Origin of the sequence: Providencia sp. 21OH12SH02B-Prov, from assembly GCF_027362595.1 — a bacterium.
Classification (GTDB): Bacteria; Pseudomonadota; Gammaproteobacteria; order Enterobacterales; family Enterobacteriaceae; genus Providencia; species Providencia zhejiangensis.
Window position 1 is genome coordinate 1,996,360 of the sequence record NZ_CP114796.1, and the last position, 23,028, is coordinate 2,019,387.

Annotated in this window: 25 protein-coding genes and 1 riboswitch; of the genes, 11 read left to right on the forward strand and 14 right to left on the reverse strand. The window is 38.5% G+C overall.

Annotated features, from left to right (window positions below; translation table 11 throughout):
- Nucleotides 1-228 precede the first annotated feature (228 nt).
- Nucleotides 229-567: a GlpM family protein gene (locus O7C57_RS09505; RefSeq protein WP_154622866.1), complete on the forward strand. Its 339-nt coding sequence runs from the start codon at nt 229-231 to the stop codon at nt 565-567.
- Between the two features lie 159 nt (nt 568-726).
- Nucleotides 727-1,158, forward strand: a complete 432-nt coding sequence (locus tag O7C57_RS09510) for a hypothetical protein (RefSeq protein WP_154622867.1) — start codon at nt 727-729, stop codon at nt 1,156-1,158.
- 7 nt (nt 1,159-1,165) lie between these two features.
- On the opposite strand, the gene O7C57_RS09515 is transcribed toward O7C57_RS09510, so the two are convergent.
- Together O7C57_RS09515 and O7C57_RS09520 are read right to left on the reverse strand one after the other, a co-directional pair.
- Nucleotides 1,166-1,948, reverse strand: coding sequence for a class I SAM-dependent methyltransferase (locus tag O7C57_RS09515; RefSeq protein ID WP_269723946.1), 783 nt, complete (start codon nt 1,946-1,948; stop codon nt 1,166-1,168).
- A gap of 132 nt (nt 1,949-2,080) precedes the next feature.
- Nucleotides 2,081-2,569: an N-acetyltransferase gene (locus O7C57_RS09520; protein WP_269723947.1), complete on the reverse strand. Its 489-nt coding sequence runs from the start codon at nt 2,567-2,569 to the stop codon at nt 2,081-2,083.
- A gap of 161 nt (nt 2,570-2,730) precedes the next feature.
- On the opposite strand from O7C57_RS09520, the gene O7C57_RS09525 reads away from it, so the two are divergent.
- Nucleotides 2,731-3,075, forward strand: coding sequence for a DMT family protein (locus O7C57_RS09525; protein ID WP_154622869.1), 345 nt, complete (start codon nt 2,731-2,733; stop codon nt 3,073-3,075).
- 329 nt (nt 3,076-3,404) lie between these two features.
- On the opposite strand, the gene O7C57_RS09530 is transcribed toward O7C57_RS09525, so the two are convergent.
- Complete coding sequence (locus tag O7C57_RS09530) at nt 3,405-4,556, reverse strand: pyridoxal phosphate-dependent aminotransferase (RefSeq protein WP_163861413.1); 1,152 nt, start codon at nt 4,554-4,556, stop codon at nt 3,405-3,407.
- Nucleotides 4,557-4,827: 271 nt separating this feature from the next.
- On the opposite strand from O7C57_RS09530, the gene O7C57_RS09535 reads away from it, so the two are divergent.
- Nucleotides 4,828-5,331 carry a DUF1543 domain-containing protein gene (locus O7C57_RS09535; RefSeq protein WP_154623413.1) on the forward strand — a complete coding sequence of 168 codons (504 nt, stop codon included), beginning with the start codon at nt 4,828-4,830 and terminating at the stop codon, nt 5,329-5,331.
- Nucleotides 5,332-5,388: 57 nt separating this feature from the next.
- On the opposite strand, the gene O7C57_RS09540 is transcribed toward O7C57_RS09535, so the two are convergent.
- Both O7C57_RS09540 and O7C57_RS09545 read right to left on the reverse strand, forming a co-directional pair.
- Complete coding sequence (locus O7C57_RS09540; protein WP_154623412.1) at nt 5,389-5,730, reverse strand: hypothetical protein; 342 nt, start codon at nt 5,728-5,730, stop codon at nt 5,389-5,391.
- Between the two features lie 308 nt (nt 5,731-6,038).
- Entirely contained in the window at nt 6,039-6,260 is a 222-nt protein-coding gene (locus O7C57_RS09545) for a HEAT repeat domain-containing protein (protein WP_154635549.1), read from the reverse strand.
- Nucleotides 6,261-6,589: 329 nt separating this feature from the next.
- Between O7C57_RS09545 and O7C57_RS09550 the strand changes: the two genes are divergently transcribed.
- Nucleotides 6,590-6,964: a hypothetical protein gene (locus tag O7C57_RS09550; protein ID WP_154622805.1), complete on the forward strand. Its 375-nt coding sequence runs from the start codon at nt 6,590-6,592 to the stop codon at nt 6,962-6,964.
- Nucleotides 6,965-7,034: 70 nt separating this feature from the next.
- Here the strand turns inward: O7C57_RS09550 and O7C57_RS09555 are convergent, their stop codons facing one another.
- Together O7C57_RS09555 and O7C57_RS09560 are read right to left on the reverse strand one after the other, a co-directional pair.
- Nucleotides 7,035-7,409, reverse strand: coding sequence for a hypothetical protein (locus O7C57_RS09555; RefSeq protein ID WP_154622806.1), 375 nt, complete (start codon nt 7,407-7,409; stop codon nt 7,035-7,037).
- A 370-nt stretch (nt 7,410-7,779) separates the two neighbouring features.
- Nucleotides 7,780-8,016: a DinI-like family protein gene (locus O7C57_RS09560; protein WP_154622807.1), complete on the reverse strand. Its 237-nt coding sequence runs from the start codon at nt 8,014-8,016 to the stop codon at nt 7,780-7,782.
- A gap of 647 nt (nt 8,017-8,663) precedes the next feature.
- On the opposite strand from O7C57_RS09560, the gene O7C57_RS09565 reads away from it, so the two are divergent.
- Complete coding sequence (locus O7C57_RS09565; protein ID WP_269723948.1) at nt 8,664-10,121, forward strand: alanine/glycine:cation symporter family protein; 1,458 nt, start codon at nt 8,664-8,666, stop codon at nt 10,119-10,121.
- Between the two features lie 149 nt (nt 10,122-10,270).
- The gene (yddG, locus tag O7C57_RS09570; protein ID WP_154624067.1) at nt 10,271-11,197 is read left to right on the forward strand and encodes an aromatic amino acid DMT transporter YddG; all 927 of its coding nucleotides are present in this window, start codon (nt 10,271-10,273) and stop codon (nt 11,195-11,197) included.
- A gap of 29 nt (nt 11,198-11,226) precedes the next feature.
- Here the strand turns inward: yddG and brnQ are convergent, their stop codons facing one another.
- From brnQ to O7C57_RS09585, 3 genes are all read right to left on the reverse strand, one after another.
- Nucleotides 11,227-12,558, reverse strand: a complete 1,332-nt coding sequence (gene brnQ / locus O7C57_RS09575; RefSeq protein ID WP_154624066.1) for a branched-chain amino acid transport system II carrier protein — start codon at nt 12,556-12,558, stop codon at nt 11,227-11,229.
- Nucleotides 12,559-12,772: 214 nt separating this feature from the next.
- Nucleotides 12,773-13,588 carry a sugar-phosphatase gene (gene yidA / locus O7C57_RS09580; RefSeq protein WP_269723949.1) on the reverse strand — a complete coding sequence of 272 codons (816 nt, stop codon included), beginning with the start codon at nt 13,586-13,588 and terminating at the stop codon, nt 12,773-12,775.
- A 252-nt stretch (nt 13,589-13,840) separates the two neighbouring features.
- Complete coding sequence (locus O7C57_RS09585; RefSeq protein ID WP_154624064.1) at nt 13,841-14,224, reverse strand: helix-turn-helix domain-containing protein; 384 nt, start codon at nt 14,222-14,224, stop codon at nt 13,841-13,843.
- Nucleotides 14,225-14,875: 651 nt separating this feature from the next.
- Here O7C57_RS09585 and mgrB point away from each other — a divergent pair.
- From mgrB to O7C57_RS09600, 3 genes are all read left to right on the forward strand, one after another.
- Nucleotides 14,876-14,953 (forward strand): PhoP/PhoQ regulator MgrB, encoded by a 78-nt coding sequence (gene mgrB, locus O7C57_RS09590; RefSeq protein WP_230085875.1) that lies wholly within the window; start codon nt 14,876-14,878, stop codon nt 14,951-14,953.
- Nucleotides 14,954-15,150: 197 nt separating this feature from the next.
- Entirely contained in the window at nt 15,151-16,533 is a 1,383-nt protein-coding gene (locus O7C57_RS09595) for an amino acid permease (protein WP_196713165.1), read from the forward strand.
- Between the two features lie 52 nt (nt 16,534-16,585).
- The gene (locus O7C57_RS09600) at nt 16,586-17,002 is read left to right on the forward strand and encodes a GFA family protein (protein WP_154624061.1); all 417 of its coding nucleotides are present in this window, start codon (nt 16,586-16,588) and stop codon (nt 17,000-17,002) included.
- Between the two features lie 74 nt (nt 17,003-17,076).
- Here the strand turns inward: O7C57_RS09600 and pagP are convergent, their stop codons facing one another.
- Complete coding sequence (gene pagP / locus O7C57_RS09605; protein ID WP_154624060.1) at nt 17,077-17,652, reverse strand: lipid IV(A) palmitoyltransferase PagP; 576 nt, start codon at nt 17,650-17,652, stop codon at nt 17,077-17,079.
- Between the two features lie 263 nt (nt 17,653-17,915).
- A riboswitch (TPP riboswitch) is annotated at nt 17,916-18,006 on the forward strand.
- A gap of 51 nt (nt 18,007-18,057) precedes the next feature.
- Here pagP and thiD point away from each other — a divergent pair.
- Entirely contained in the window at nt 18,058-18,855 is a 798-nt protein-coding gene (gene thiD / locus O7C57_RS09610; RefSeq protein WP_269723950.1) for a bifunctional hydroxymethylpyrimidine kinase/phosphomethylpyrimidine kinase, read from the forward strand.
- Nucleotides 18,856-19,062: 207 nt separating this feature from the next.
- On the opposite strand, the gene fbaB is transcribed toward thiD, so the two are convergent.
- From fbaB to yegQ, 3 genes are all read right to left on the reverse strand, one after another.
- A complete protein-coding gene (fbaB, locus tag O7C57_RS09615) occupies nt 19,063-20,112 on the reverse strand; it encodes a class I fructose-bisphosphate aldolase (RefSeq protein ID WP_154624058.1) in 1,050 nt (349 codons plus the stop codon).
- 46 nt (nt 20,113-20,158) lie between these two features.
- Complete coding sequence (yegS, locus tag O7C57_RS09620; RefSeq protein ID WP_154624057.1) at nt 20,159-21,064, reverse strand: lipid kinase YegS; 906 nt, start codon at nt 21,062-21,064, stop codon at nt 20,159-20,161.
- Between the two features lie 438 nt (nt 21,065-21,502).
- Nucleotides 21,503-22,882: a tRNA 5-hydroxyuridine modification protein YegQ gene (yegQ, locus tag O7C57_RS09625; RefSeq protein ID WP_154624056.1), complete on the reverse strand. Its 1,380-nt coding sequence runs from the start codon at nt 22,880-22,882 to the stop codon at nt 21,503-21,505.
- Nucleotides 22,883-23,028: the final 146 nt, after the last annotated feature.

Sequence of the window (23,028 nt, forward strand, 5' to 3'; positions counted from 1 at the left end):
AAAGATATCGGCAAAAACAGTGTATACTTTATATTCAAAAGGAAAATAATTTAAATATATACAGAAGCTAACTTAATGTTATTAAAAATAACTTATTGTTTTAAAATTGTATTGCCCCATGTTCCTCAGGTAAACTTAACGTGACTCGATGCGGTATAAAATCGCTGAGTATTTTTGCTTGTTCAGCGATAATGACGTTCAATAATTGAATAACATGAAGAGGTCATAATGTTTTCATTATTTATAAAGTGCTCGTTAGGTGCGCTTGCAGTTTTAATTATTGCTTTATTATCAAAAAGTAAGCTGTTTTATATTGCTGGTTTGGTTCCTTTATTTCCAACTTTTGCATTAATTGCACACATCATAGTGATTCAAGAGCAGGGAGCGTTAGCTTTACGTAAAACCGCACTATTTGGCTTGTGGTCATTAATCCCTTATATGTTGTATTTATTAACAGTTTATTTGTTAGCGATGAAGACTTCAGCGTGGGTTTGCTTAGGCGTTGCAACCCTCAATTGGATTTTAGCCGCAGCCATATTGATCTATCTTTGGCAAATATATCAATAACTTTGCAAGCAATATAAGTTAATCTCTTATACAATAAGCAACAAAAGCAGATGATATAGGATTAAATTATTTTTTTAAGGTGATTATTTTTCTGTCGCAATTTGTTACAATTTACTATAATAAATCAGTTTACATTTCATAAAAATCACTGTGAGAAATATGTTATTAAGAAGCCTAGTGCTATTGCTTATTGTGGGTGGTGCCTATATTGCCGGTATTATGACTGATATCGCTCAGGTATCAGAATTCGACACTAAGAAAAAAATTGAAAATTCAGTGGAAGATTTTCTTGCTTATCCAACTGCGGCCCAATATAGAAACGTTAATTATCATATGCTGAACAAAACGGCAGATGGTGAAGAGACGGGGTATTATTGTGGGGAAGTCTTCGGGTTTAAGAATGAACTCCCTTACGGTTTCAAGCGCTTTATTGTTAGGTATCATAAAAATGCGGTAGGCAAAACGATGGTATCCATTCCCTTTGTTGAAGAAATAGATGACATTATTCCAAAAGAACAGTTTGAATTAGTGTGGGCGAGATATTGTCAAGATAACAATCAGGCTGATCTAACAGAAAATCAACCTGAATAATTTCAAATTAGGCGACTTTAATGGCGAGTGTTGCTAAGAAAGTCGGTAGATAATTATCGATGACAAATCGTGGATTAGGTTGCCAGTCTTCTAAAAAACCTGCGATATTAAAACCAGCATTTATTTGCCCACCAATTAGGTCAGTTAATGAATGACCAAAGACAAAAGCTTCCTCATTGTGTTGTTTCAAACTAATTTGCTCTTCCGTAAGTACTTCTATTTCAGAAAAAGGCAGTTTATAAATAGGTTTAATCAATTGTTGTTCACGTAGCTGTGGATCACGATCACCAATAAACACAATAGGATTAAAAAAACTGGATAGCAATCTTCCCTGTGGTTTTAAGACTCGCTGACACTCTTGCCATACAGGATTGACATCTGGAATATAGAGATTTGAGATAGGGTGAAAAATAAGGTCAAAACTATTATCCGTAAATAGATGTAGGTCACGCATATCTCCTTGGACAGTTTCTAATTTTAGGTTATCTCTAATCGCAACTTGCCTATCTTGCTCTAATTGTTTGTCGGAAAGATCAAATACGGTCACATCCGCGCCAGCAGCGGCTAAAATAGGCGCTTGTTGCCCCCCAGCAGAAGCGAGACACAGGATCCGTTTACCTTTAATATCACCTAACCATGCTTTAGGTAGGGGAGAAGGGGTTAAATGAATTTGCCAATCGCCTTGTTTTGCTTTGGCTACCGTTTGTGAGTCAACAGGAATAGACCAAGGCTGCTGTTGCTGCGCTTGCTTATCCCACGCTTTTCGGTTGGAAGTTAAAAAATCAGTCATAAAAGAGTACTCCATAATACACATTTTTCTAATGTAACCGATAATGACGGAAATAAAAACAAAAAAATGTACTATTTAGTACATAAAATAACACAAAAAGATCAGCATGGCCTATTTATAAGTATCGAGCCATTAATGAGTGACAAGATAATAATCTACATTATTAAAAGTAAACTGAGCCACTTCCTGCATACCTATTTTTTGATGAGCAATTAAAGAGCGTTGATTATTGGCATTAATAAAGGCAATAGGATTTCCTGCATGCTTGGCACGAAGCGCATCAAAAAGTGCTTGGAGAATACCCTTTCCACGATAGGTCTTATCAATACATACAGGACCGTAAAACCAATTATTTTCCATAAACTCACTAAATTGTTGTGTAATATATTTAGCAAGAGGCGGCAGAGTGTCCGCATATGGGCTAAAACTGAATACAACACCAACGATGAAATTCTTATCATAAGCGACTATCGTATGGGTTGAGTGAGTAAACATCATCTTAACTTTACTTAATGGGTAATCCCCTAATAGTCCACCGCCTTGAGATTCTGAATTAGCTTGTAATAATTGAGCAACATTTTCACAATCGGTTATCTGCATTAAACGATATTGAATAGGCATGTTTTCTCCAAAGACGATTTGAATAATGATTAATATAGCAGGAGTTATCGAAATAAGATGATTGAAATGGCTTTTTTATGATGATGTGAAAATCGATTGTTATAGATTTTATTGTTATTCTCAGCATAATGTCATCATTATTTACTACCCGTTATTTTAAAATGCTTGCTAAATCTTATCCTATTTTATTGCTCATTATTTCGAATGTTTTTATGATGTTTGCGTGGTATGGACACCTAAAGTTTACCGATAAACCATTGTATAGCATTATTTTTTTTAGTTGGCTAATCGCACTTGTCGAATATTGCTTCGCTGTGCCTGCTAACCGCCTTGGGCACCAGTATTACAGTGCTGCGGAACTGAAAACAATGCAAGAGGTGATAACACTCTGTGTGTTTGTGATTTTTTCAGTTCTCTATTTAGGCGAAAGTATCACAATTAACCATATTATTGGTTTTCTTCTGATTTTTGCTGGCGCATTCTTTATTTTTAAAGGTCCATTCTGACGTCTTGCTTAATAAGCGCTCTGTGTCATGAGAAATGTGCGATATTGGCTAACAAGTTAAGCTTGAGTATGATGTTGAATAACATGAAGGAAAGAGGGATAGCGTTGCAAGAGAGAAGTGTTATACCTTGCTGACCATTACAGGAACAAAATAAAGATAAGCGTTGCTGTATAACGTTGAATGACGGATTGACTGAGTTGACTCTGGGCTGAGTGTTAGAAAAGTCTGGGTTTGAGTATGGGCTAATGGGATGTGAAATGAGTTTGTTGTTCTGTGATGTATTTCATTAATCCCCCCATACACCTAGTATGCGGGGGAAGCAATTTAAACTATACCCAACCTTTTTCGCGGAACTGTTTTAATATAATAACAAATTGTTCCATTTCTTCAGGTGTACCTAATGTTAAACGACTCCATCCTAATGCTGGTGGAAATTCTCGGCCTACCATCACGTGGGCATCTGCCATTCTTTGCTGATAAGTTTTTACATCACCTTTTACTTTATGGAAAAGAAAATTAGCTTGAGATGGCGCATAGGTAATTCCTAATTCATTTAATGCAGTCTCAACAATTTTTCTGGATAAATTATTTGATTTCAGACTATATGCAATAAATGGCTTATCTTTCAATGAAGCTAGTGCGGCAACTGCCCCAGCTGTATTTGTATTATCTATAGACAAAAATGCATCAATGGCTGCAATGACTTCTGGGTTAGCGATTCCGTAGCCGACTCGAAGTCCCGCTATAGCAAAAATTTTAGAAAATGTACGTGTCACGATAAGATTTTTGTGACCTTGTTTAACCAGTTCAATTGCAGTGGTAAATTTAGGATCTTCCACATACTCAGCATAGGCTTCATCTAGGATAAAAAATTGTTTTTCTGAAGCATGACTAATCCATTTTGCTAATTCACTGGCAGGGGTGATCATTGCTGTTGGGTTATTTGGATTACAGATGTAGATAATAGACAATCCATCAAACTCATTTGCTAGCTGTTCCATCTTTTGCAGGTCAAAAGTCAGGTCTTCTTTTAACGGCACTTTAGTAATTTTTCCACCGAGTGGGATGCTGTATAGCTCAGCATAATTAAAGGTTGGATCCGGTGTAACAAGTTGAAAGTTGATATTTTGTTTTTGTGCTTGTGCTGCCAGCATAGCGATGGCGGCTTGAATTGTTTCTGAAGAACCGTTCCCAAGAGAAACATGTTTATCAGATAAAGCGTACTGTTGCCCAATAGCGGTAATCAATTCCGCGCGAGCGCTATCTGGATAGCGAAAAGAGTTCGGTAAAGCGGCCACAACGGCATCTTTCGCTTTCGGGGACATGCCTAACGAGTTCTCGTTAAAATTGAGCAGTAAAGGGTGTTGAGCATCAAGTACAAGAGGGCTTTTGGTTTCAGCGATTGCTTGATTTAATAAAGTTGTGCTAGCCAATCCGCCCATGATAATTGAGCTTGTTTTTAGAAAAGAACGACGATCCATGGTGTTTCCTTACAATAGAAATAGTACAAACTGGATTAGTTATAATTGTTAATTGTTTACTTGTAAATAATTATTTAAAAAAAATGCGTTTTTATTCATTTTTATGCATGGAAATAGGTGTGTGAATACGGGGTGGATATATAACGATATGATAAATATGAAAAATTATTTATTACTGTTTTTATCAAAATATTGGGCTTTTTTACTTTGAATTTATATCGGTGTGTAATAAATTACATATCGATATTGGAAGATAAAGTCGGAATACAAAATGAAGTTATTTATGTTTTATATTGGTGGAAATGCAGGTAAATCAAATATTGAAGTGCATGATGTGCAATTTGTTGTCGCTCAACAAGCAACAGATGCATGGCCAGCATTAAGGGAAGCGTGGTTCGGTGATAAGGATAAAGTCCACATTGATGGCTATGCAATTATTGATTGGGTGGATGGCTATAGAATTGAGTTAAGTCGCGAACCTTCTGTAAGTTCACAGCGGTTGTATTTTGTTAATGTTGGAGGATATCAATCATCTACTTTAGCGGAACTCCATGAGTTTGATTTGTTTGTTGCAGAATCAGCAAGCGCTGCAAAGCAAAAAGCGATTCATTCACTTTTAGTTAATTGTCAGCAGCAGCATAAAGATAATTTAAAGGATGTTGATGATTGTCTATTGCTCAATCAGGTGGGTGAGTATTACATACATTTAGTTGAGCAACCAAACGGTGAACATTTTAAACCTGAATGGCAAGGTTATCAGCCAATAGGGATTTAAATTTTTAGTGACTGTCATTTTGTCACTGAACAGGGCAGTCTTGCTGCCCTGATTGAATTATGGATTTTGAGAAGAGTCGTTATTTAAAACTTCGATAACGGAAACACGAATAAGGTATTGCTTACCATTTTCTCCTTTAGGCGTATCTTCCGCAATTTTTTTCAGTGTTTCAGAGGGTTGCGCTGTTTGAATTGAGGTTGAGTACTGCATCATGCCATTATGTCGCCCTGAATGAGTATAGTGACGAGGACCATCACAAGGACGATTATTATATTGTTGTTGATTGTGATAACTGCCTCTATGCCAAGTGCCATCACAATAATTATTGTTATATGCAAAAGTTGTAAAACTTACGGCAAATAGGCTTGCTGAAATTAAAAGAGGTTTAAGATAATTCATAATTATACTCCTATTGGGTATCTATTAATGATTATTGTGGCTCTTTTATTTATTATTTCAATCATATTTACCTAAATGGAGGTATAAATCATAATTTCATCAAAATCCCTCTTATTTTATTCACAATGAAAAGAAACTGTTTCAGTTTTTAAAATAAAGTGATTAAGGTGTATTTTTTATTATAAAAAATACAGTTTGTTAATTTAGAAATTTATTTTTTGATATCAATCTTAGGTCGTAGCGATAGTATATAATATAAATAAACCCAATGTTTTCCTTTAAAATCAATGGTTTTTGTTTTTTTTTTGCTATAAGTCAGTGAAAAACTTGGCGAGTTTACTCAATGAACTAATAGAGGCTATGGCGATATCTTTATTATAGTCATCACATAGAACTAGTAATCTATTAATAGCTTCTTGTTGTTCAATTGAGCATTTATAATCACCTAATGCATTGATAGCCGCGATTTTAACATCATTATTTGAGCCATAGGTGAGGTCAACTAAGTTTTTCACTATTTTTTCTTTCATTTGGTTTATGTTGGTTAAATGAGAATTGTTTCTGGATTATAATGTTGAGAGTGAAAATTGAAAATGTTTTTTTTATTAATATATAATGAAAATTAATAAAAAAAGAATATTAAAGTTTATTTTTTATTTTTATATAAATATCTTTTCAAATAATTTATTTTAACTATATATCTATCATAAAGATAACCAAAATAAAGGTCTGTTATCCCATTGAGGGATAGAATGGAACCAAATTTAATGAAGCGTAAATTTGACTCATTTTGTTCACTTTCCCCCATTTAATACAGTTATAATTAGAGATAAAAGTAAACGCAAAGAAGGGTTATCTGTTGAAACGTGTAAAAACCAAACTGTTTATTGTGATCTTGATTATTATTGCTGGCTTTATATATCAATATGTTACATCAATAAATGATGCAGATATTCAAAAAATGGCTCAGCAACTTGTTGAACAAAAGTTGCCTTCACAACAGAAAGTGACCTTCAAGGATGTTAAGGTGGTGAAGCGGAATCACTATAAAGAGGGGGAAGGCGTTCGCGTGTGTGGTATGTATCAACTGAATGATAACAGTTCAGCTTTACCTTTTGTTGCGAATATTGATGTGCGTGATGGGAAATTTTCTGGATACAATCAATTATTATTGAGTGATACTGAAGCAAACCAAGCAGCAATAACCGGTATCTGCCAAGAGAAACAACAGTAAATCAGAAAGCGTCGATAAAATGCGCTCAATATTATCTGAACAAATATTGAGCGCATTTTTATATTGATGATTATTTGGCTTTGTTTAGAAGCAATTCAGTTTGGATCTTACACGCTGAAATAGAGTCATTTAGCGATGCGGTAAATTCATCTTGGTTTTTAAATTGACTTTTATTATCACGGACTGCTTTGATTGCGACATCTAAGTTTTTTTGCAAATCAGCTTCGTTAGTCTCTAATTTGGCAAGATCAACATTTTTGCTCTTTAATTGGCTAAGTGTATTTATTGCTAATTCATTGCTGCTTTTATCTGAACGATAAGCATCGTTAAGCGCTTGGCCAGTGATATCACAGTAGTCATTGGCAATTTGGCTAATGTTAAGTGGTTCATTAGCACCCATAGCAATGACAGGGGCAAAGCATACAGCAAGTAAAAGACGTTTCATGGCAGTACCTCTAGTTTTACACTAAATGAGATTTAACTTTATAGGGTAACGAACTGAAACTATAGCAGAATAGGCTGAAAAGGTCTTAGTTTACGTATCTTTTCGCATTTTGAAACAAAAAAGAGCCAGTAAAAATACTGGCTGCCATAATGAGCAAAAGCAATGTAAATGAAAATTACGTTATATAATCTATCATATAACGGTGGAAAGAAAAGGCGTTTCGCTTTTTAAGCAGGTTAGATTGCTACAAACATGATCTTGATCAGAATTAAAAATGAGAGGAATAATCAAATAGGATAGATATTGTTCACCGGCCTTCAAATGTCGTGAACGTTTAAATTAAAGGCCGGTAAGCATGAGTCAAAAATAATTATTTTGACCAATGGCCATGATGAAGAACATCTTCAACCAGTTCATGGAGAACAATATGTGCTTCTTTATCATCATGAAAACCTGAAGTGTCGAATGTTGTCGCACCACTGTCATGAACAATATATAGGTCACTACCTGGGTAGACTTCTAACACTCTAGCGCGTAATTCAGCGGTAAAGGCATCATAGAGGTTTTTAGATACTGCATCATCAGAGATTTTAATGGTGATTTTCATTTTTTAACCTTCAATAGGGTTACGATTTAGCTGTAAAGTTTATTGTGTTGCACTAATAGAAGCAATGGCTATTTATCATTGTCTTTTTTCGATTATTTTCGGATAGGTTCAGGCGCGTATTTTATCAACACTCTCCCATGAGTGTTCGCGTTCATACCAAATAACAAATGATTGAATAAAAAATTAGCATTATTGATAAATAGATTTATTGGCCTTATTAGCTGAATAACTATATTCAGGAATATAGTAAGTTCATTTTATTACAGCCATTAATATGAGAATATGACTATTATATATGCAAATAAGATAAGGTGTTGGCAGAATAAAAAATCAATTGATTAACTTTTTTATGATTGGTTGGGTTGCTTTGTAATCTATTGATAAATATTAATAATAATTGTGGTTAACCCAAGGATGTTAAGCGTGGCGATAATAAAATTTGATCTAACATATTCTCAATACAGAAAATGTTTTACATAAAAGATAAAAAAATATAGTTTTATGATCCTTTGTTCTGTATTTAATTAGGGGCGCTATAAAAAGTGAGTTTATATCGTGAACTTTGTATGCCTGAGAGATGGAATATCAAAAGGCTATCATTATATAAACAATAATCTTTATTTATATATTCATATAAGGAGAATAGTTTGGTAGAAATTGTAAATTATCTAAATAACATTGTTTGGGGCTCTCTCCTCATCTATTTATTACTTGGTGTGGGTATTTACTTTACTCTTCGAACAGGATTCATCCAGTTTCGCCATTTTGGTCATATGTTCGGTGTTTTAAAAAATAGCAACCAGTCCAGTAAAGCGGGGATATCTTCTTTTCAAGCCTTGTGTACCAGCTTAGCCGCAAGAGTGGGAACCGGAAATTTAACGGGGGTCGCTATTGCGATAACGGCGGGTGGTCCAGGTGCTATTTTTTGGATGTGGGTTGTGGCGATGCTAGGAATGGCAACTTCCTTTATTGAATCTACACTTGCACAATTGTATAAAACGAAAGATGACCAAGGAAATTATCGCGGTGGCCCTGCTTATTATATGCAAAAAGGGTTAAATCTTCGCTGGATGGGCGTTCTCTTTTCTATTTTTTTAATTATTGCATTTGGGTTGGTATTCAATGCCGTTCAGGCGAACTCTATCGCACAAGCAACGGCTGTAGCATTTGATTTTAACCCTCTATATGTTGGTATAGCCCTTGTCGTGATGAGTGGTGTTGTCATATTTGGCGGATTAAAATCAATTGCAAAGGTTGCTGAGTTTATTGTTCCGATCATGGCGTTAGCGTATTTGATACTTGCATTTTGGGTTCTCGGTCATCATATAGAGCGGCTACCAGATGTCATCATGCTAATTATCCGTAATGCTTTTGGATTACAAGAAGCTGCTGGAGGAGCAATTGGTTATGGCGTAGGTCAAGCTATGACACAGGGGATTCAGCGCGGTTTATTCTCGAATGAAGCCGGAATGGGATCAGCGCCGAATGCTGCCGCTTCAGCAGCACCATATCCACCGCATCCCGTATCACAAGGTTATGTGCAGATGCTTGGTGTTTTTATGGATACAATCGTGATTTGTAGCGCGACAGCCATCATCATTCTCTCTTCTGGTGTTCTTGACAATCCAGTTGAAAAGATTAATGGGATTGAGTTAACTCAGCTTGCCTTATCGTCAGTTGTGGGGAGTTGGGGGTCGACATTTATTGCAATTGCTATCTTCTTTTTTGCATTCACCTCTATTATTGCCAATTATGCTTATGCAGAAAGCAATATGATATTTTTAGAAAATAATCACACGACCAGCTTATTTATTTTGCGTTTGGCAGCATTAGCGATGGTGATGTTTGGGACGTTAGCGGAAATGCCGCTTATTTGGAAAATGGCTGACTTATCGATGGGGTTGATGGCAATAACTAATTTAATTGCAATTTTACTGTTATCAGGAATAGCCTTTAAGTTGGCTAAGGATTACGATCGACAAAGAAAAGCGGGAGGAATACCGACATTCGATATTGACCAGCATCCAGAATTAAAGTCCCAAGTTGAACAAGGTATTTGGGAAAAAGAACAAGTGCAACAGTGGGTTGATAAACAATCAGTCTAATTATTACACAATAAGAGTCATGTTTTTAACACTGGCTCTTATTGTGTTTTCCATTATATAAACAGTATTAATAATACTTGCTTTCTAATTGTTTGAGCTTTAAGGTTTTTCTTATAGGTGAACAAGGCAATTATCCAACCGAGAAAACAATGAATTTAAAGCGGTATGCAGCAACATTTTATGGTGTGGTCTCGATTTTACTGTGGAGCACAATCGTAGGGTTAGTACGCAGTGCGAGTGAAAATTTTGGTGCTGTTGGCGGGGCTGCATTAATTTACAGCTTAGGAACAGTGATTTTGGTTTTATTCATGGGGTTGCCCAAAATTCACCTTTATCCTAAACGCTATTTAATTTGGGGCACGTTGTTATTCGTCAGTTATGAAATCTGTTTTGTGCTTGCATTAGGGTTAGCGCGAGACCGCCAACAAGCGATAGAACTCGGTATGGTGAATTATTTATGGCCAAGTTTTACAATTGCGTTAGCTGTCTTTTTTAATCGGCAACGATTTACCTTGCTTCTTGGTATTGGGCTGTGCTTAGCGTTTGCAGGTTTAATTTGGGTTATTTCCGGTGATCAACCTATTTCTATTGAAGCTATAGCGAATAATATTTCAAGCAACCCTGTCAGTTATCTTTTAGCTTTTGTTGGGGCGATTCTTTGGGCGTTTTACAGTAATGTGACGAAGCGTATTTCAGGTGGGCACAACGGAATGGTGCTGTTTTTTCTATTGACAGCCGTGGGATTATGGATACTGTTTGCATTTGAACCAGATAAACATTTTCATATTTCGTTATCAAGTATTTTATTACTCGTGATTGCATCATTAGCGACAGGTGGAGCAAATGCTTTATGGACGTTAGCCGTGATTAGAGGCAACGTGGCTTTTTTAGGAACGCTATCTTACTTCACCCCAGTAATATCAACCGCTTTTTCGTCGATGCTATTAAGTACAACATTGACTTTAGGTTTTTGGCAAGGTGTCGTAATGGTAACACTCGGGTCAATAATTTGTTTTTTAGCGACTCGGCGTGCTTCTCTTGTCAAAGTTTCAGTGAAAAGCGCCCAACAAAAATAGAGGGCGCTATAGAAAGGTGAACGGATTAATTAAGCAAGTTCATCATTGAGTTGCGCAGGTTTACCTGAAAACATTTTTCCGATAAATAAAGAAATAATGAAAGCAATGATCCCCGGTATTAGCCAGCCCATACCTTGTTCAAACAGCGGTAAATGACTCACTAAAAATTGTTTAACGCCTTCGCTGAGTAATGCCATATTGTTGAGCGTATCTAACAAGCTCATGAAGACAATAACGGCAATTGTGATGCCATAAGATACTCTTGGTGCCGCCATATAACGTCGAGCAAATTGCAAGAACACAATCGTCACTGACGACGGGTAAATCATCAGTAGAGCAGGGATAGTGACTCTTAACAGCGTATCCAGGCCAAAGGTTGAAACAATGGTCGTGAGTAGTGTGAAAAAGACGACCCAAAAACGATAGCCTAAACGATGATGGAAGGTCGCAAAATAGTCCGCACATGCGCTAGTAACACCAACCAGTGTTGTCATACTGGCTAATAAAACAATGCCACACATAATCCATGTGCCAATTGAACCAAACAGTGCATCAACGTAGCGTGAGAAGATTTGCCCACCATTTGTCGCGGTATTCGCGACAACTTCACTGGTCGCACCAAGATAGAATAAACAAATGTAGAGAGCCGCCAGTAAGCTCACGGAAATTAAACCGGCTTTAATGGTGATAAAAGCAACTTGGCGAGGTTCAGTGATTTTTTTCGAGGCTAATGCGCGAGCTACGATCCCACCAAATGCCATTGCGGACAATACATCCATAGTTTGGTAGCCATCAATAACACCGCCAAAGAAGGCGTAATCCGCATATTGCTTCACGGGGGCATTAATTGGAGACAGCGGCTCCACAACGACAGCGATACCTACAACCACTAAGAGAACAAGCAAAGCCGGTGTCATGAATTTGCCAATAGCGCTGATCATCGTACCTTGCTTAAGCATGAAAAACAGCGAACAAACGTTGAAAATCAAAGCAAAGGTCAAATGAGATGCTGTACTTTTTTCAACAAATCCTAAAGGGATAAAGCCCATTTCAAATGCCGTATTTGTTACCCTAGGCATGGCAAAAGTGGAGCCAACAATTAAGTACAGAGCAACCCAAAAAATAACAGCGACCCATTTGGGTAAATCAACGGACAGTCTTTCTCCTCTGCCTTTAACGGCGACAGTGACCAGTGTCATGAAAGGCAGAATAACACCTGTGATAATAAAACCGAGCGAGGTACTAAACCAATCGGTACCGGACTGATAGCCTGCCATTGGAGGAAAAATGATATTGCCAGCGCCTAAAAACAGCGCGAAGACCATCATCCCAAGAATTACCATATCTTTAGTTGAAAACATTTTACTACCTGTTTGTAATGTTTATTTTGCAATGAATATTTTAGTATTACAGTATTTTTAAGGGGGCAGATAGTATCAAATTTAGAGAGGTAAGTAAGGTTTTGCTGTTGAATTATATTTTTAACAGCAGCGAAATTAAGAGGGTGATACGTAAATGAATGGTATTATTTTGTGGTATATCTTCATTTGGCAGTGAAGTTCACTGCCAAACAGATTATTGGTGGTTGATAAATTTATTTAGTGCAGCAGCAACACCATCTTCATTATTGGTTGTTGTAACAAATTTTGCGATGTTTCGAACATTATCAATCGCATTTCCCATCGCGACAGGTACTTTGGCATATTGTAGCATTTGCACATCGTTATTTTGATCACCAATACTCATGACTTTATCGGGTGTGATGCCGAGTTTCTCACAAATCAATTGTAATGCCGCGCCTTTACTGGCTGTTTTGTTCGAGATTTCTAAAAAGTAAGGGCTTGTATGCATTAAAGAGTAACTTTCAAAAGCGTCTTCAGGAATATAACCGATACCGACACTGAGCTTTTCAGGCTGGTCGACCATCATGAACTTTGTAAATTTCAGGTCAGTGTCCATTTCATTTGCAGGGCAATATACAAGAGGTGTATTGGTCAGATAGGCATCGTGGACCGTGTAATGGCTGATATGACGATTCGCTGTAAACATGGTGTTTTGTGCAAGCGCATGCATATGTACACCCACATCGTTAGCAAGGGAGACAAAATATTGGTAATCAGCGAAATCCAGTAAGTTTTCAATTAAATGAGTACCATCATTGGCTTGATGAATGACACTCCCATTATTACTAATACAGTAATCAGATGCGTTATCTAGCCCGAGCTCTTTAAGGTAAGGGGATATCCCAGAAAATGGTCGCCCAGATGCGAGTACAACACGAACACCTTTATTTTTAGCCTGAATGACGGCATCTTTGACAGCGGGTGTAATTTGGTGCTGAGAGTTGAGTAAAGTACCATCTAAATCAATCGCTACCAGTTTGATAGACATCAACGCCTCCGATTAATGATATTTAATTGAAATACCTTACTCTATTTACAAAAAATGTAAATTAGCTAAAAAAGAGTGGTGACGATAAATGTGTAAGATGGCTTTGCATATTGAATGCGTTATCCCAAGGACTTGCCTCGTCGCTATGGGATAGTTCGGGTGCGCTGATAATATAAAATTACTAAAGTGACAATGGCTTATGGCATTGAATGCGTGAAGAGACGTGATAGTTTCAATGCCAATAAGGCATCTTCACTCACGGTGGTTCGCTAAATGTAATGGTTCTTTGACGTCTAAATCAATATCAACATTTTGCCTAAAATCAAATGGCGTGATGCCATATTCTTTACGGAACATGTAGGTGAAATGCGACTGTGAACCAAACCCAAAGTCTAGTGCAATATCGAAAATAGACTGATCGCTGTTTCTCAACAGGTTTACCGCGCCAGCAAGTCGGCGTTGGCGAATATACTTACCCAATGAAATTCCAGTGACTTCTTTAAAAATTTTCTGCATATGCCAAAGCGAATAGCCTGAGTAGGCAGCAAGCTCTTCTAAATGGATAACACGGCCTAAATGTTCTTCAATCCATTTGCTTAGGGCATAAACAAGTGCTAAGTGGTTGTCTTGTGGCATCTCGATTTAATTACTGAGGTCGTTGACCTTTTGGCGTTAAATTTTGTTCGAAGTACAGTTGTTCTGTCGAATTGAGTTAATTAAAGCATTATTCCTCAATTATGTAATAAAGAACAATAGTAAAACATGTATACCCGAACTCCGTAGGGGTCATTCGTGACCAATCTAGCACGGTATGACGAACCCGTATAAAACTATTTGTCTATCATTATTGATGAAGCGGCGAGCAGAATATTTATCAATATGATTGAAAAATAAACATTAACTTCTGATAGCCCTTAATAAAGTAGCTGAAGTATACACAACTTCATTTGTTTATGACAAAGGCTGGTTGTGCGGAATAGCCATTGAATTGATGAAAAAAAGTCAATCAAACTGGGTTTTTAACGATTAGTTGGAAAATTGAGCATAAATACAAAAATGGATGGAAATTGCTTATTTTCCTCAAACTTTACTTGAATGACTGATGTAACATTTTATGTTAACCATCATCGACAGATAGCTATATCACCTTACTCGAGAGTGAATTAATTATAACACCATGAAAAGTAATATGTATTACGCCGTTTTTAAGGGAGATCATAGTTGAAATACAAATTGGTGATCGGTATTTGCATCGTGATAACCTGCATTTTCTTATATCTTTTAGCGATGGATAGCCTTTGCGACCAAGGCGGCGAAAACTTTATATATGGTATCTGCGGAGTCACTGACTGGTTACCGTTTTGAATTTATTCTTTTATGCGTCATAATGTGCTCCTTCTGCAATTTTTGTCACGTAACCTCAATATTTAATATGCTAAATGCTCATAATAGGGCAGAGTAGGTATTGAGATAGTGTTAATAATAAAATTCAAATAAACGTGTATGATTTGCTCAATAATTAGAGATAACAAGCAAATACATAGGATGATAAGGGTAAAGTTATGGCGCAAGAGCAGCAGACGCTAAAGCGTGGATTAAAGAATAGGCATATCCAATTGATTGCTTTGGGGGGCGCCGTAGGTACAGGGTTGTTTCTTGGAATAGCCACAACGATTAAGATGGCGGGGCCTTCTGTATTACTAGGGTATGCATTATGTGGTTTTATCGCCTTTCTGATTATGCGTCAGTTAGGGGAAATGATTGTTCAAGAGCCTGTTGCAGGTTCATTTAGCCACTTCGCGTTTAAGTATTGGGGCGGTTTTGCAGGCTTCTTGTCTGGCTGGAATTACTGGTTTATGTTTATCCTCGTAGGGATGACGGAACTGACCGCAGCTGGGGAGTATATGCGACGTTGGTGGCCTGACTTACCTATTTGGGTCTCTGCTGCTGTTTTCTTTATTGCTGTTAATGCGGTCAACTTAATCAATGTGCGCTCTTATGGCGAAACCGAATTTTGGTTTGCTTTAATTAAAGTGATTGCTGTAATTGCGATGATTGTCTTTGGTTGTTATTTATTATTGAGCGGTAAAGGTGGCCCACAAGCCAGCATCTCTAACTTATGGGAGCATGGTGGTTTCTTTGCTAATGATTTTATAGGGTTATTAATGGCATTAGCCATTATTATGTTCTCATTTGGTGGCCTTGAGCTGGTTGGGATCACTGCCGCGGAAGCCGAAGAGCCTGAAAAAAGTATTCCGAAGGCGATCAACCAAGTTGTTTATCGTATCCTGATTTTCTATATAGGCTCACTAACGGTATTACTGGCCTTATACCCATGGGTTAATCTAGATGGTGAAACAAGTCCATTTGTTTTAATTTTCCATGAATTAGGTGACATGCTGGTTGCAAATGCATTAAACGTGATTATCTTGATCGCTGCTCTTTCGGTGTATAATAGTGCAGCTTATTGTACAAGCCGTATGTTATATGGCTTAGCGCAACAACAAAATGCCCCTCAATTTATGGCGAAAGTAAATAAAGGTGGCGTGCCTGTCATGGCGCTGATCGTATCGGGTATTGCAACTTCTGGCGGAATTGTGATCAACTTTATCATGGAAGGTAAAGCATTTGCTTTACTGATGACATTGGTTGTGACAACGCTGGTTCTTAACTGGATTATGATTTGTGTTTCTAACTTAAAGTTTAGAGCGCAAATGAACAAACAAGGTATTGAAACGAAGTTTAAAAGTATTTGGTATCCATTCGGCAATTACCTGTGCTTAGCCTTTTTAGCGATGATTTTAATTATTATCTTAATGATGGATGGGCTAAGGATCTCGGTCTTGATCATGCCAGTATGGATTGCGGTGCTATGGATTGGTTATCAGTTCTCTGGGGCGAAGAAACAAGAAGCTGAAAAAAACAAGGCATCGACAGCTAATTAATTAGCTTCAACATCAATTAATGTAATTATTCATTTCATTGATGGGAGGCTTTATGGAGACACGATTTGCCCAATGCCATTGTGGCAGCGTTAAATTCAAAGTAACACTCACCGATGGATTGAATACCCTAAGACGATGCAATTGCTCCTACTGCCGAATGAGAGGGGCAATTGCAGTCTCGGCACCATTATCTGGTATTGAAATTCTTGAAGGCAAACAAAAGTTAACCGAGTATCGGTTTAACACTCAGCAGGCTGCTCATTTCTTCTGTTCTGTTTGTGGCATTTATACCTTTCATCAACGGCGCTCAAATCCTGAACAATATGGCGTGAATGTTGCTTGCCTAGAAGGCGTTTCGCCTTTTGATTTCGAAACAGTCAATGTTATGGATGGCATAAATCACCCGCAAGATGGCGGTGGTGGTGTTGTTGGGTATTTAACTTATCGGAAAGCAACGAATCAAAAATAATGCATCAATCAAAATGGCCAGTAACAGAATACTGTTGCTGACCACTTTTGTTGTTATTTAATGAATAATACGGATTACCACTGCCAACGAAGCCAGGCAAATAACACGTTGCCGTTATTATGAGTTCCTGGAATATAAGTGGCTTGAACCGCTAATCGGTCATATTCCATAGAAACTAATGGGAGTGGTAGAGGCAATGGAATATAGTAGTAGTCATCACGAGCCGTCACGCTTAGCGTGAAACCTGCCCCCATTTTAAAACCATCCAGTTCGCCTGGGATCCACATTTTTTGAAAAGCATAACCTGCGATTGGCTCGACTTTGTTATGTGAGTCCATGAACGCCATAGCATATAAGGCATGCCAGTCATTATCTTCATCATAGCGATATTTACCGAGACCAAATCCCCAAGGATTTTCATTATAACTGTCGGTTTTTTCTTTATCGTAAGTAAACCGGTTATGCCATGTTAAAACAGGAATATAGATGTCGTATTGATCCGAATCCCAAGTAGTACTGACATTTCGAGTAAATTTATCCCAGAGTCCCTCAGACTCTTGAGCTGTGTTGGTGGATGACGCGAAGCAGATGGAAGTCATCATTAAAGCTGATGCTCCTACAACTTGCTGCAATTTTTTATTAACTCTCATTGTAAATCCGATTCAGGTTAATGCGTGTTTCGATGGCATTGAAGTAGATAAATATGGGTAATAAGTCTCGACTATCTATCATGACTGATAATATGCTTATACACTTTAATTATTTTAGTTTACATAGGTGAGTTATAACAGCATTAATTGAATTTGCCTAATATTGGGCATTATCTTAATTGTCTCTGCATAATCAGCCATGTAAGGAAAGCTATGGCTGATAGGCTGGTCTGCTGCGAGAAAAAATGCGATACTTATTCAGTAATTTTGGCTCGGGGCGTCGCTTAAGACTGAGAAGCACCCGTATTACCTGATCTGGATAATGCCAGCGTAGGGAAGTCGGAAGCGTCAATGATAAACCTTCCAATAGACCACTCCTTATGCTGTGCTTAGGAGTGACATTTCATGAGAATCAATGCGTTAACCATTGCTGGAACAGACCCTTCTGGTGGCGCTGGGATCCAAGCGGATTTAAAAACGTTTTCGGCACTCGGTGCTTATGGAACGAGTGTAATGACTGCTTTGGTAGCGCAAAATACCCGAGGTGTGCAATCAGTTCACGAATTACCTGATACGTTTGTTGCTGCGCAGCTCGCATCGGTACTTAGTGATGTGCGTATTGATAGCGCTAAGATCGGCATGTTATTCAACCAAGAAGTCATTGCTGTCGTGGCGCAAGCCTTAAAGCAATATCATATTCCTCATATTGTTTTAGATACGGTGATGATCGCTAAAAGTGGTGACCCATTATTACTTCCTGACGCAATTGATGCGATGCGACGTGAGCTTCTGCCTTTGGTTTCACTTATTACCCCTAACTTACCTGAAGCGGCGGCATTGTTAGATGAACAAGTCGCGATAACAGAAGCCCAAATGCTCAGTCAAGGGCATCGATTACTAGAAATGGGGTGTCAGGCGGTTTTAATGAAAGGTGGACATTTAACTGACAGTGAAAGTCCCGATTGGTTGATTACTCCTGAAGGCGAGTGGCGCTTTACGTCACCAAGAGTGAATACGCGTCATACTCATGGTACAGGCTGCACTCTGTCTGCCGCATTAGCGGCACTGAGGCCTCGATTTGCTAATTGGCAGCAAACGATTCCTGAAGCCAAAGCATATTTACAAGCGGCGTTAGAGCATGCGGATAGCTTAGAGGTGGGGGAAGGGATCGGACCTGTTCATCATTTTCATGCGTGGTGGTAAGGTGAACCACAAAAGTGTCTTCTTATGAAGGCTCCATGTTACTGATTGACAGAGTGTGCTTGCTGGCATATTGGCTATGCTGATTGAAAATCAATTAGGAAAATTGGGTATCATTTTTTCTGATAACATAAAGCGGGAAAAGAGGTTTTTTATCCCGCTTTGTCAACAATTTTATCCTGCAATCAGAGGACGTTAGGTAGATAAAGCTTAAGCGATGGTGATGTCTTTATTCAGGTAAACATCTTGCACGGCATTGATTAACTCGACGCCTTCCTTCATCGATTTCTTAAAGGCTTTACGGCCTAATATTAATCCCATACCACCTGCACGCTTGTTGATTACAGCAGTACGAACGGAATCACTTAAATCATTTTGCCCTGAAGCGCCGCCGGAGTTGATCAGGCCCGCACGTCCCATGTAGCAGTTGGCTAATTGATAACGTACAAGGTCGATTGGGTTATCTGTTGTCAGTTTGGTATAAACGCGCTCATCAGTATGACCGAATCCAATGGCTTTATAGCCCCCATTGTTTTCAGCCATTTTCTGCTTAACAATATCAGCGCCAATAGTCGCCGCGATGTGGTTAGCTTGCCCTGTTAAATCGGCACTTGCATGGTAATCAACGCCATCTTTTTTAAATGCGGAGTTGCGTAAATAAGCCCAGAGAACTGTGACCATACCAAGTTCATGTGCCCGTTCAAATGCCGCTGAGATTTCTTCAATTTGGCGACGAGACTCATGAGAACCGAAGTAGATGGTAGCACCTACAGCAACCGCCCCCATTTCAAATGCTTGTTCGACACTTGCATAGAGTGTTTGGTCATATTGTGCTGGATAACTAAGGGTTTCGTTATGATTGAGCTTAACTAAAAAAGGAATTTTATGAGCATAACGACGGGAAACGGCAGCCAGTACGCCATAGGTAGAGGCAACACAGTTACAACCGGCTTCAATGGCCAACTCTACAATATTTTTAGGATCAAAATAGAGGGGGTTAGCGGCAAATGAGGCTGCTGCTGAATGCTCAACGCCTTGATCCACAGGAAGAATAGATAAATAACCCGTTCCCGCTAAGCGACCATGATTAAATAAAGTTTGCATTGAACGAAGGACGCTATTGGGGCGGTTATTATCGATCATGACACGATCGACAAAATCAGAACCAGGTAAATAAATGCTGTCACGGGGAATGGTTTGGCAACGGTGGTCAAGAAGCGTTGATGCTTCAGAACCTAACAGCTTGGCGATATCAGTCATGACTTCCTCCATTTAACAAAAGTCTAGGGGATGTTAATCATTAAATTTAAGATAACAAGCCACATTGAGGCGGTAATCGGCAGTGGATCGCTTCAGGTAGTAACTCAAAGGTGAAAGTTTCACCAGAAAGTGGCTCTCCGTCCAAATTAAATACCATTTCATGGGGGGATGAAATTTTGACCCAAGAAGTTGTTTTTTCAATTAAATGCTGATTTTTGTCATTGGTGAACAAATTCGTCAGTAGGGCGGGTATCACATCACGCGCAGGCACGATCAATAAATTCAATTTACCATCATCGATTAACGCTTCTGGAGTGAGTTGCTGACCTCCACCTGCTTGTTTACCATTGCCGATGGCGACGACTAAAGTTTCGCCTTCCCAGTTAAAATGTTCAGTTTCAATTTTACAGGTATCAGTTTTTAGGGTGTCAGGGCGTAATAGGCCGTTAATCACATAGGCCGCGCCACCGAGAGCGGATTTTAGGGCTTCTGGCGTTTCTGTGGTGATGCGTGTACCAAATCCCCCAGTGGCCATATTCATAAAAAAAGCATCATGATTCACTCTAGCAATATCGATAGCAAAAGCTTTACCTTTTACTGCTAATGCTAAAGCAGCATGGATATCCATAGGAATATTAGCGCTAGTGGCGAAATCATTCGCGGTTCCTAATGGTAAAATCCCCATAGCTGGGCGTTGTGTGTCAGGTAAAGCCATTAGCGCGCTTGATACCGCATTGATGGTGCCATCACCGCCGCCTGCAATAATGGTTTCTACGCCTTGCTTTATGGCTTCCTCAATAAAAATAGGTAACTCACTGTTTTCCCATGGGATACGCACCCAAATCGTATGACCTTCGTCACGTAGTTGATAGATTGATTTTCTGAGTTCAGGATTGGCTGCTTGTTTGCCATTAAGAATAACGAGTGCGCGATGAAGCTTATCGATAGCCATTTTGATCCTTGTAATGAAAAAAAGAGTGATAAAAGTATAGACCCGATAGTTGGGGGAGTGGCAACTATTAAATAATCACATGGCTAAAATAAGTATAATTAACGGGGAGTTCGCAGAGGTAAAAAAAGAAATGGCTAGCTCAAGGGAGATTGAGCCAGCCAAGGAGGTGGTTCCTAGTCTTATTTTATGACTTTCTAGTTCTTCATTTTCGATTGTGACTATACGACATTGAATAGCTAATTGTTGTGATCTATTGCATAAAAATGGATATTAAATACATTTTCACGGAGAATCACTATTTATGAGAATGATTATCAATTGATAATCCTGTTTTATAAGGAAATAATATAAATTGAGGAAATAAAAAATGCTAGAAAATCAATAAATTAAATTATTGATATCTAGCATTATAATCAGAATAGATAATAAGTGTCTGAACTAAGCAGTAGTTGTCATTTCTGGCTGATGAGGTGAACGTGTTGTGGTGCCTGCCAGATTCCGAATCAATAAACCAAAATCGAGTTCAACATCATCGGGAACAGGAAGGTACACAATATGCCCATTTCCTGGTGCCACTTCAATTGCTTCCCCTTTACGGTTATGAAGCGTCTCAAGGGTGAACACAATATTGCCTGCGGGTGTCATTAATTCTAGGCTATCACCAACACTGAATTTATTTTTTACATCAACCTCAGCAAGTCCATTAACGCGTTTTCCTGTGAATTCGCCCACAAATTGCTGCGTTTCTGAAACTGAGTAACCGTACTCATAAGTCTGATAAGCATCATGAGTATGACGACGTAAAAAGCCTTCCGTGTAGCCGCGATGAGCTAAGCCTTCTAAGGTTGAAAGAAGGGTAGGATCAAAAGGTTTGCCTGCAACAGCATCATCAATAGCACGACGATAAACTTGCGCCGTACGTGCACAATAATAAAATGACTTTGTACGTCCTTCAATTTTCAGTGAATGAACACCCATTTTTGTTAGATTTTCGACGTGTTCAATAGCACGTAAGTCTTTCGAGTTCATGATGTAAGTGCCATGTTCGTCCTCAAAGGCGGTCATATATTCACCTGGACGCTTTGCTTCCTCAATCATAAATACTTTATCCGTTGGGGTGCCTTCGCCTAACGTAGGGGCAACATTTTTGACAGGGATAGGCTCATGCATGTGGACGATATTGCCAACCTCGTCTTCTTTACCTTCTTCGACTTTATATTCCCAACGGCAAGCATTGGTGCAAGTACCTTGGTTGGGGTCACGTTTATTAATATAACCTGAAAGAAGACAACGGCCAGAGTAAGCCATACAAAGTGCACCATGAACAAACACTTCTAATTCGATATCAGGCACTTGCTTACGAATTTCAGCAATCTCTTCAAGGGATAACTCACGCGATAGGATCACTCGCGTTAACCCCATTTGCTTCCAGAATTTTACCGATGCCCAGTTAACGGCGTTTGCTTGCACGGACAGGTGAATATCCATGTCAGGGAAGGCTTCACGTACCATCATAATTAAGCCAGGGTCAGACATAATCAATGCATCTGGTCCCATTTCAATGACAGGAGTGAGATCACGGATAAAAGTCTTGAGTTTGGCATTATGCGGCGCGATGTTAACAACAACATAGAATTTCTTACCTAACTCGTGGGCTTCTTGGATCCCTTTAGCGAGATTTTCATGGTTGAATTCGTTGTTACGTACGCGCAGGCTATAGCGAGGTTGTCCCGCATAAACGGCATCGGCACCATAAGCAAAGGCGTAACGCATGTTCTTTAACGAACCTGCTGGAGATAATAATTCTGGTGTAAACATGGTTGGTTCTCTGTCTGATGTCAAGTCAGGACTTACCCTTTAGAGGATAAGTATTTTAAAGGGAGCTGATTTTAGCGCGATTTTTCAGGAAATCAAAATATTCCCCACAAAAAGTAAGTCTAACTGACCTGCATCAATGAATAAGG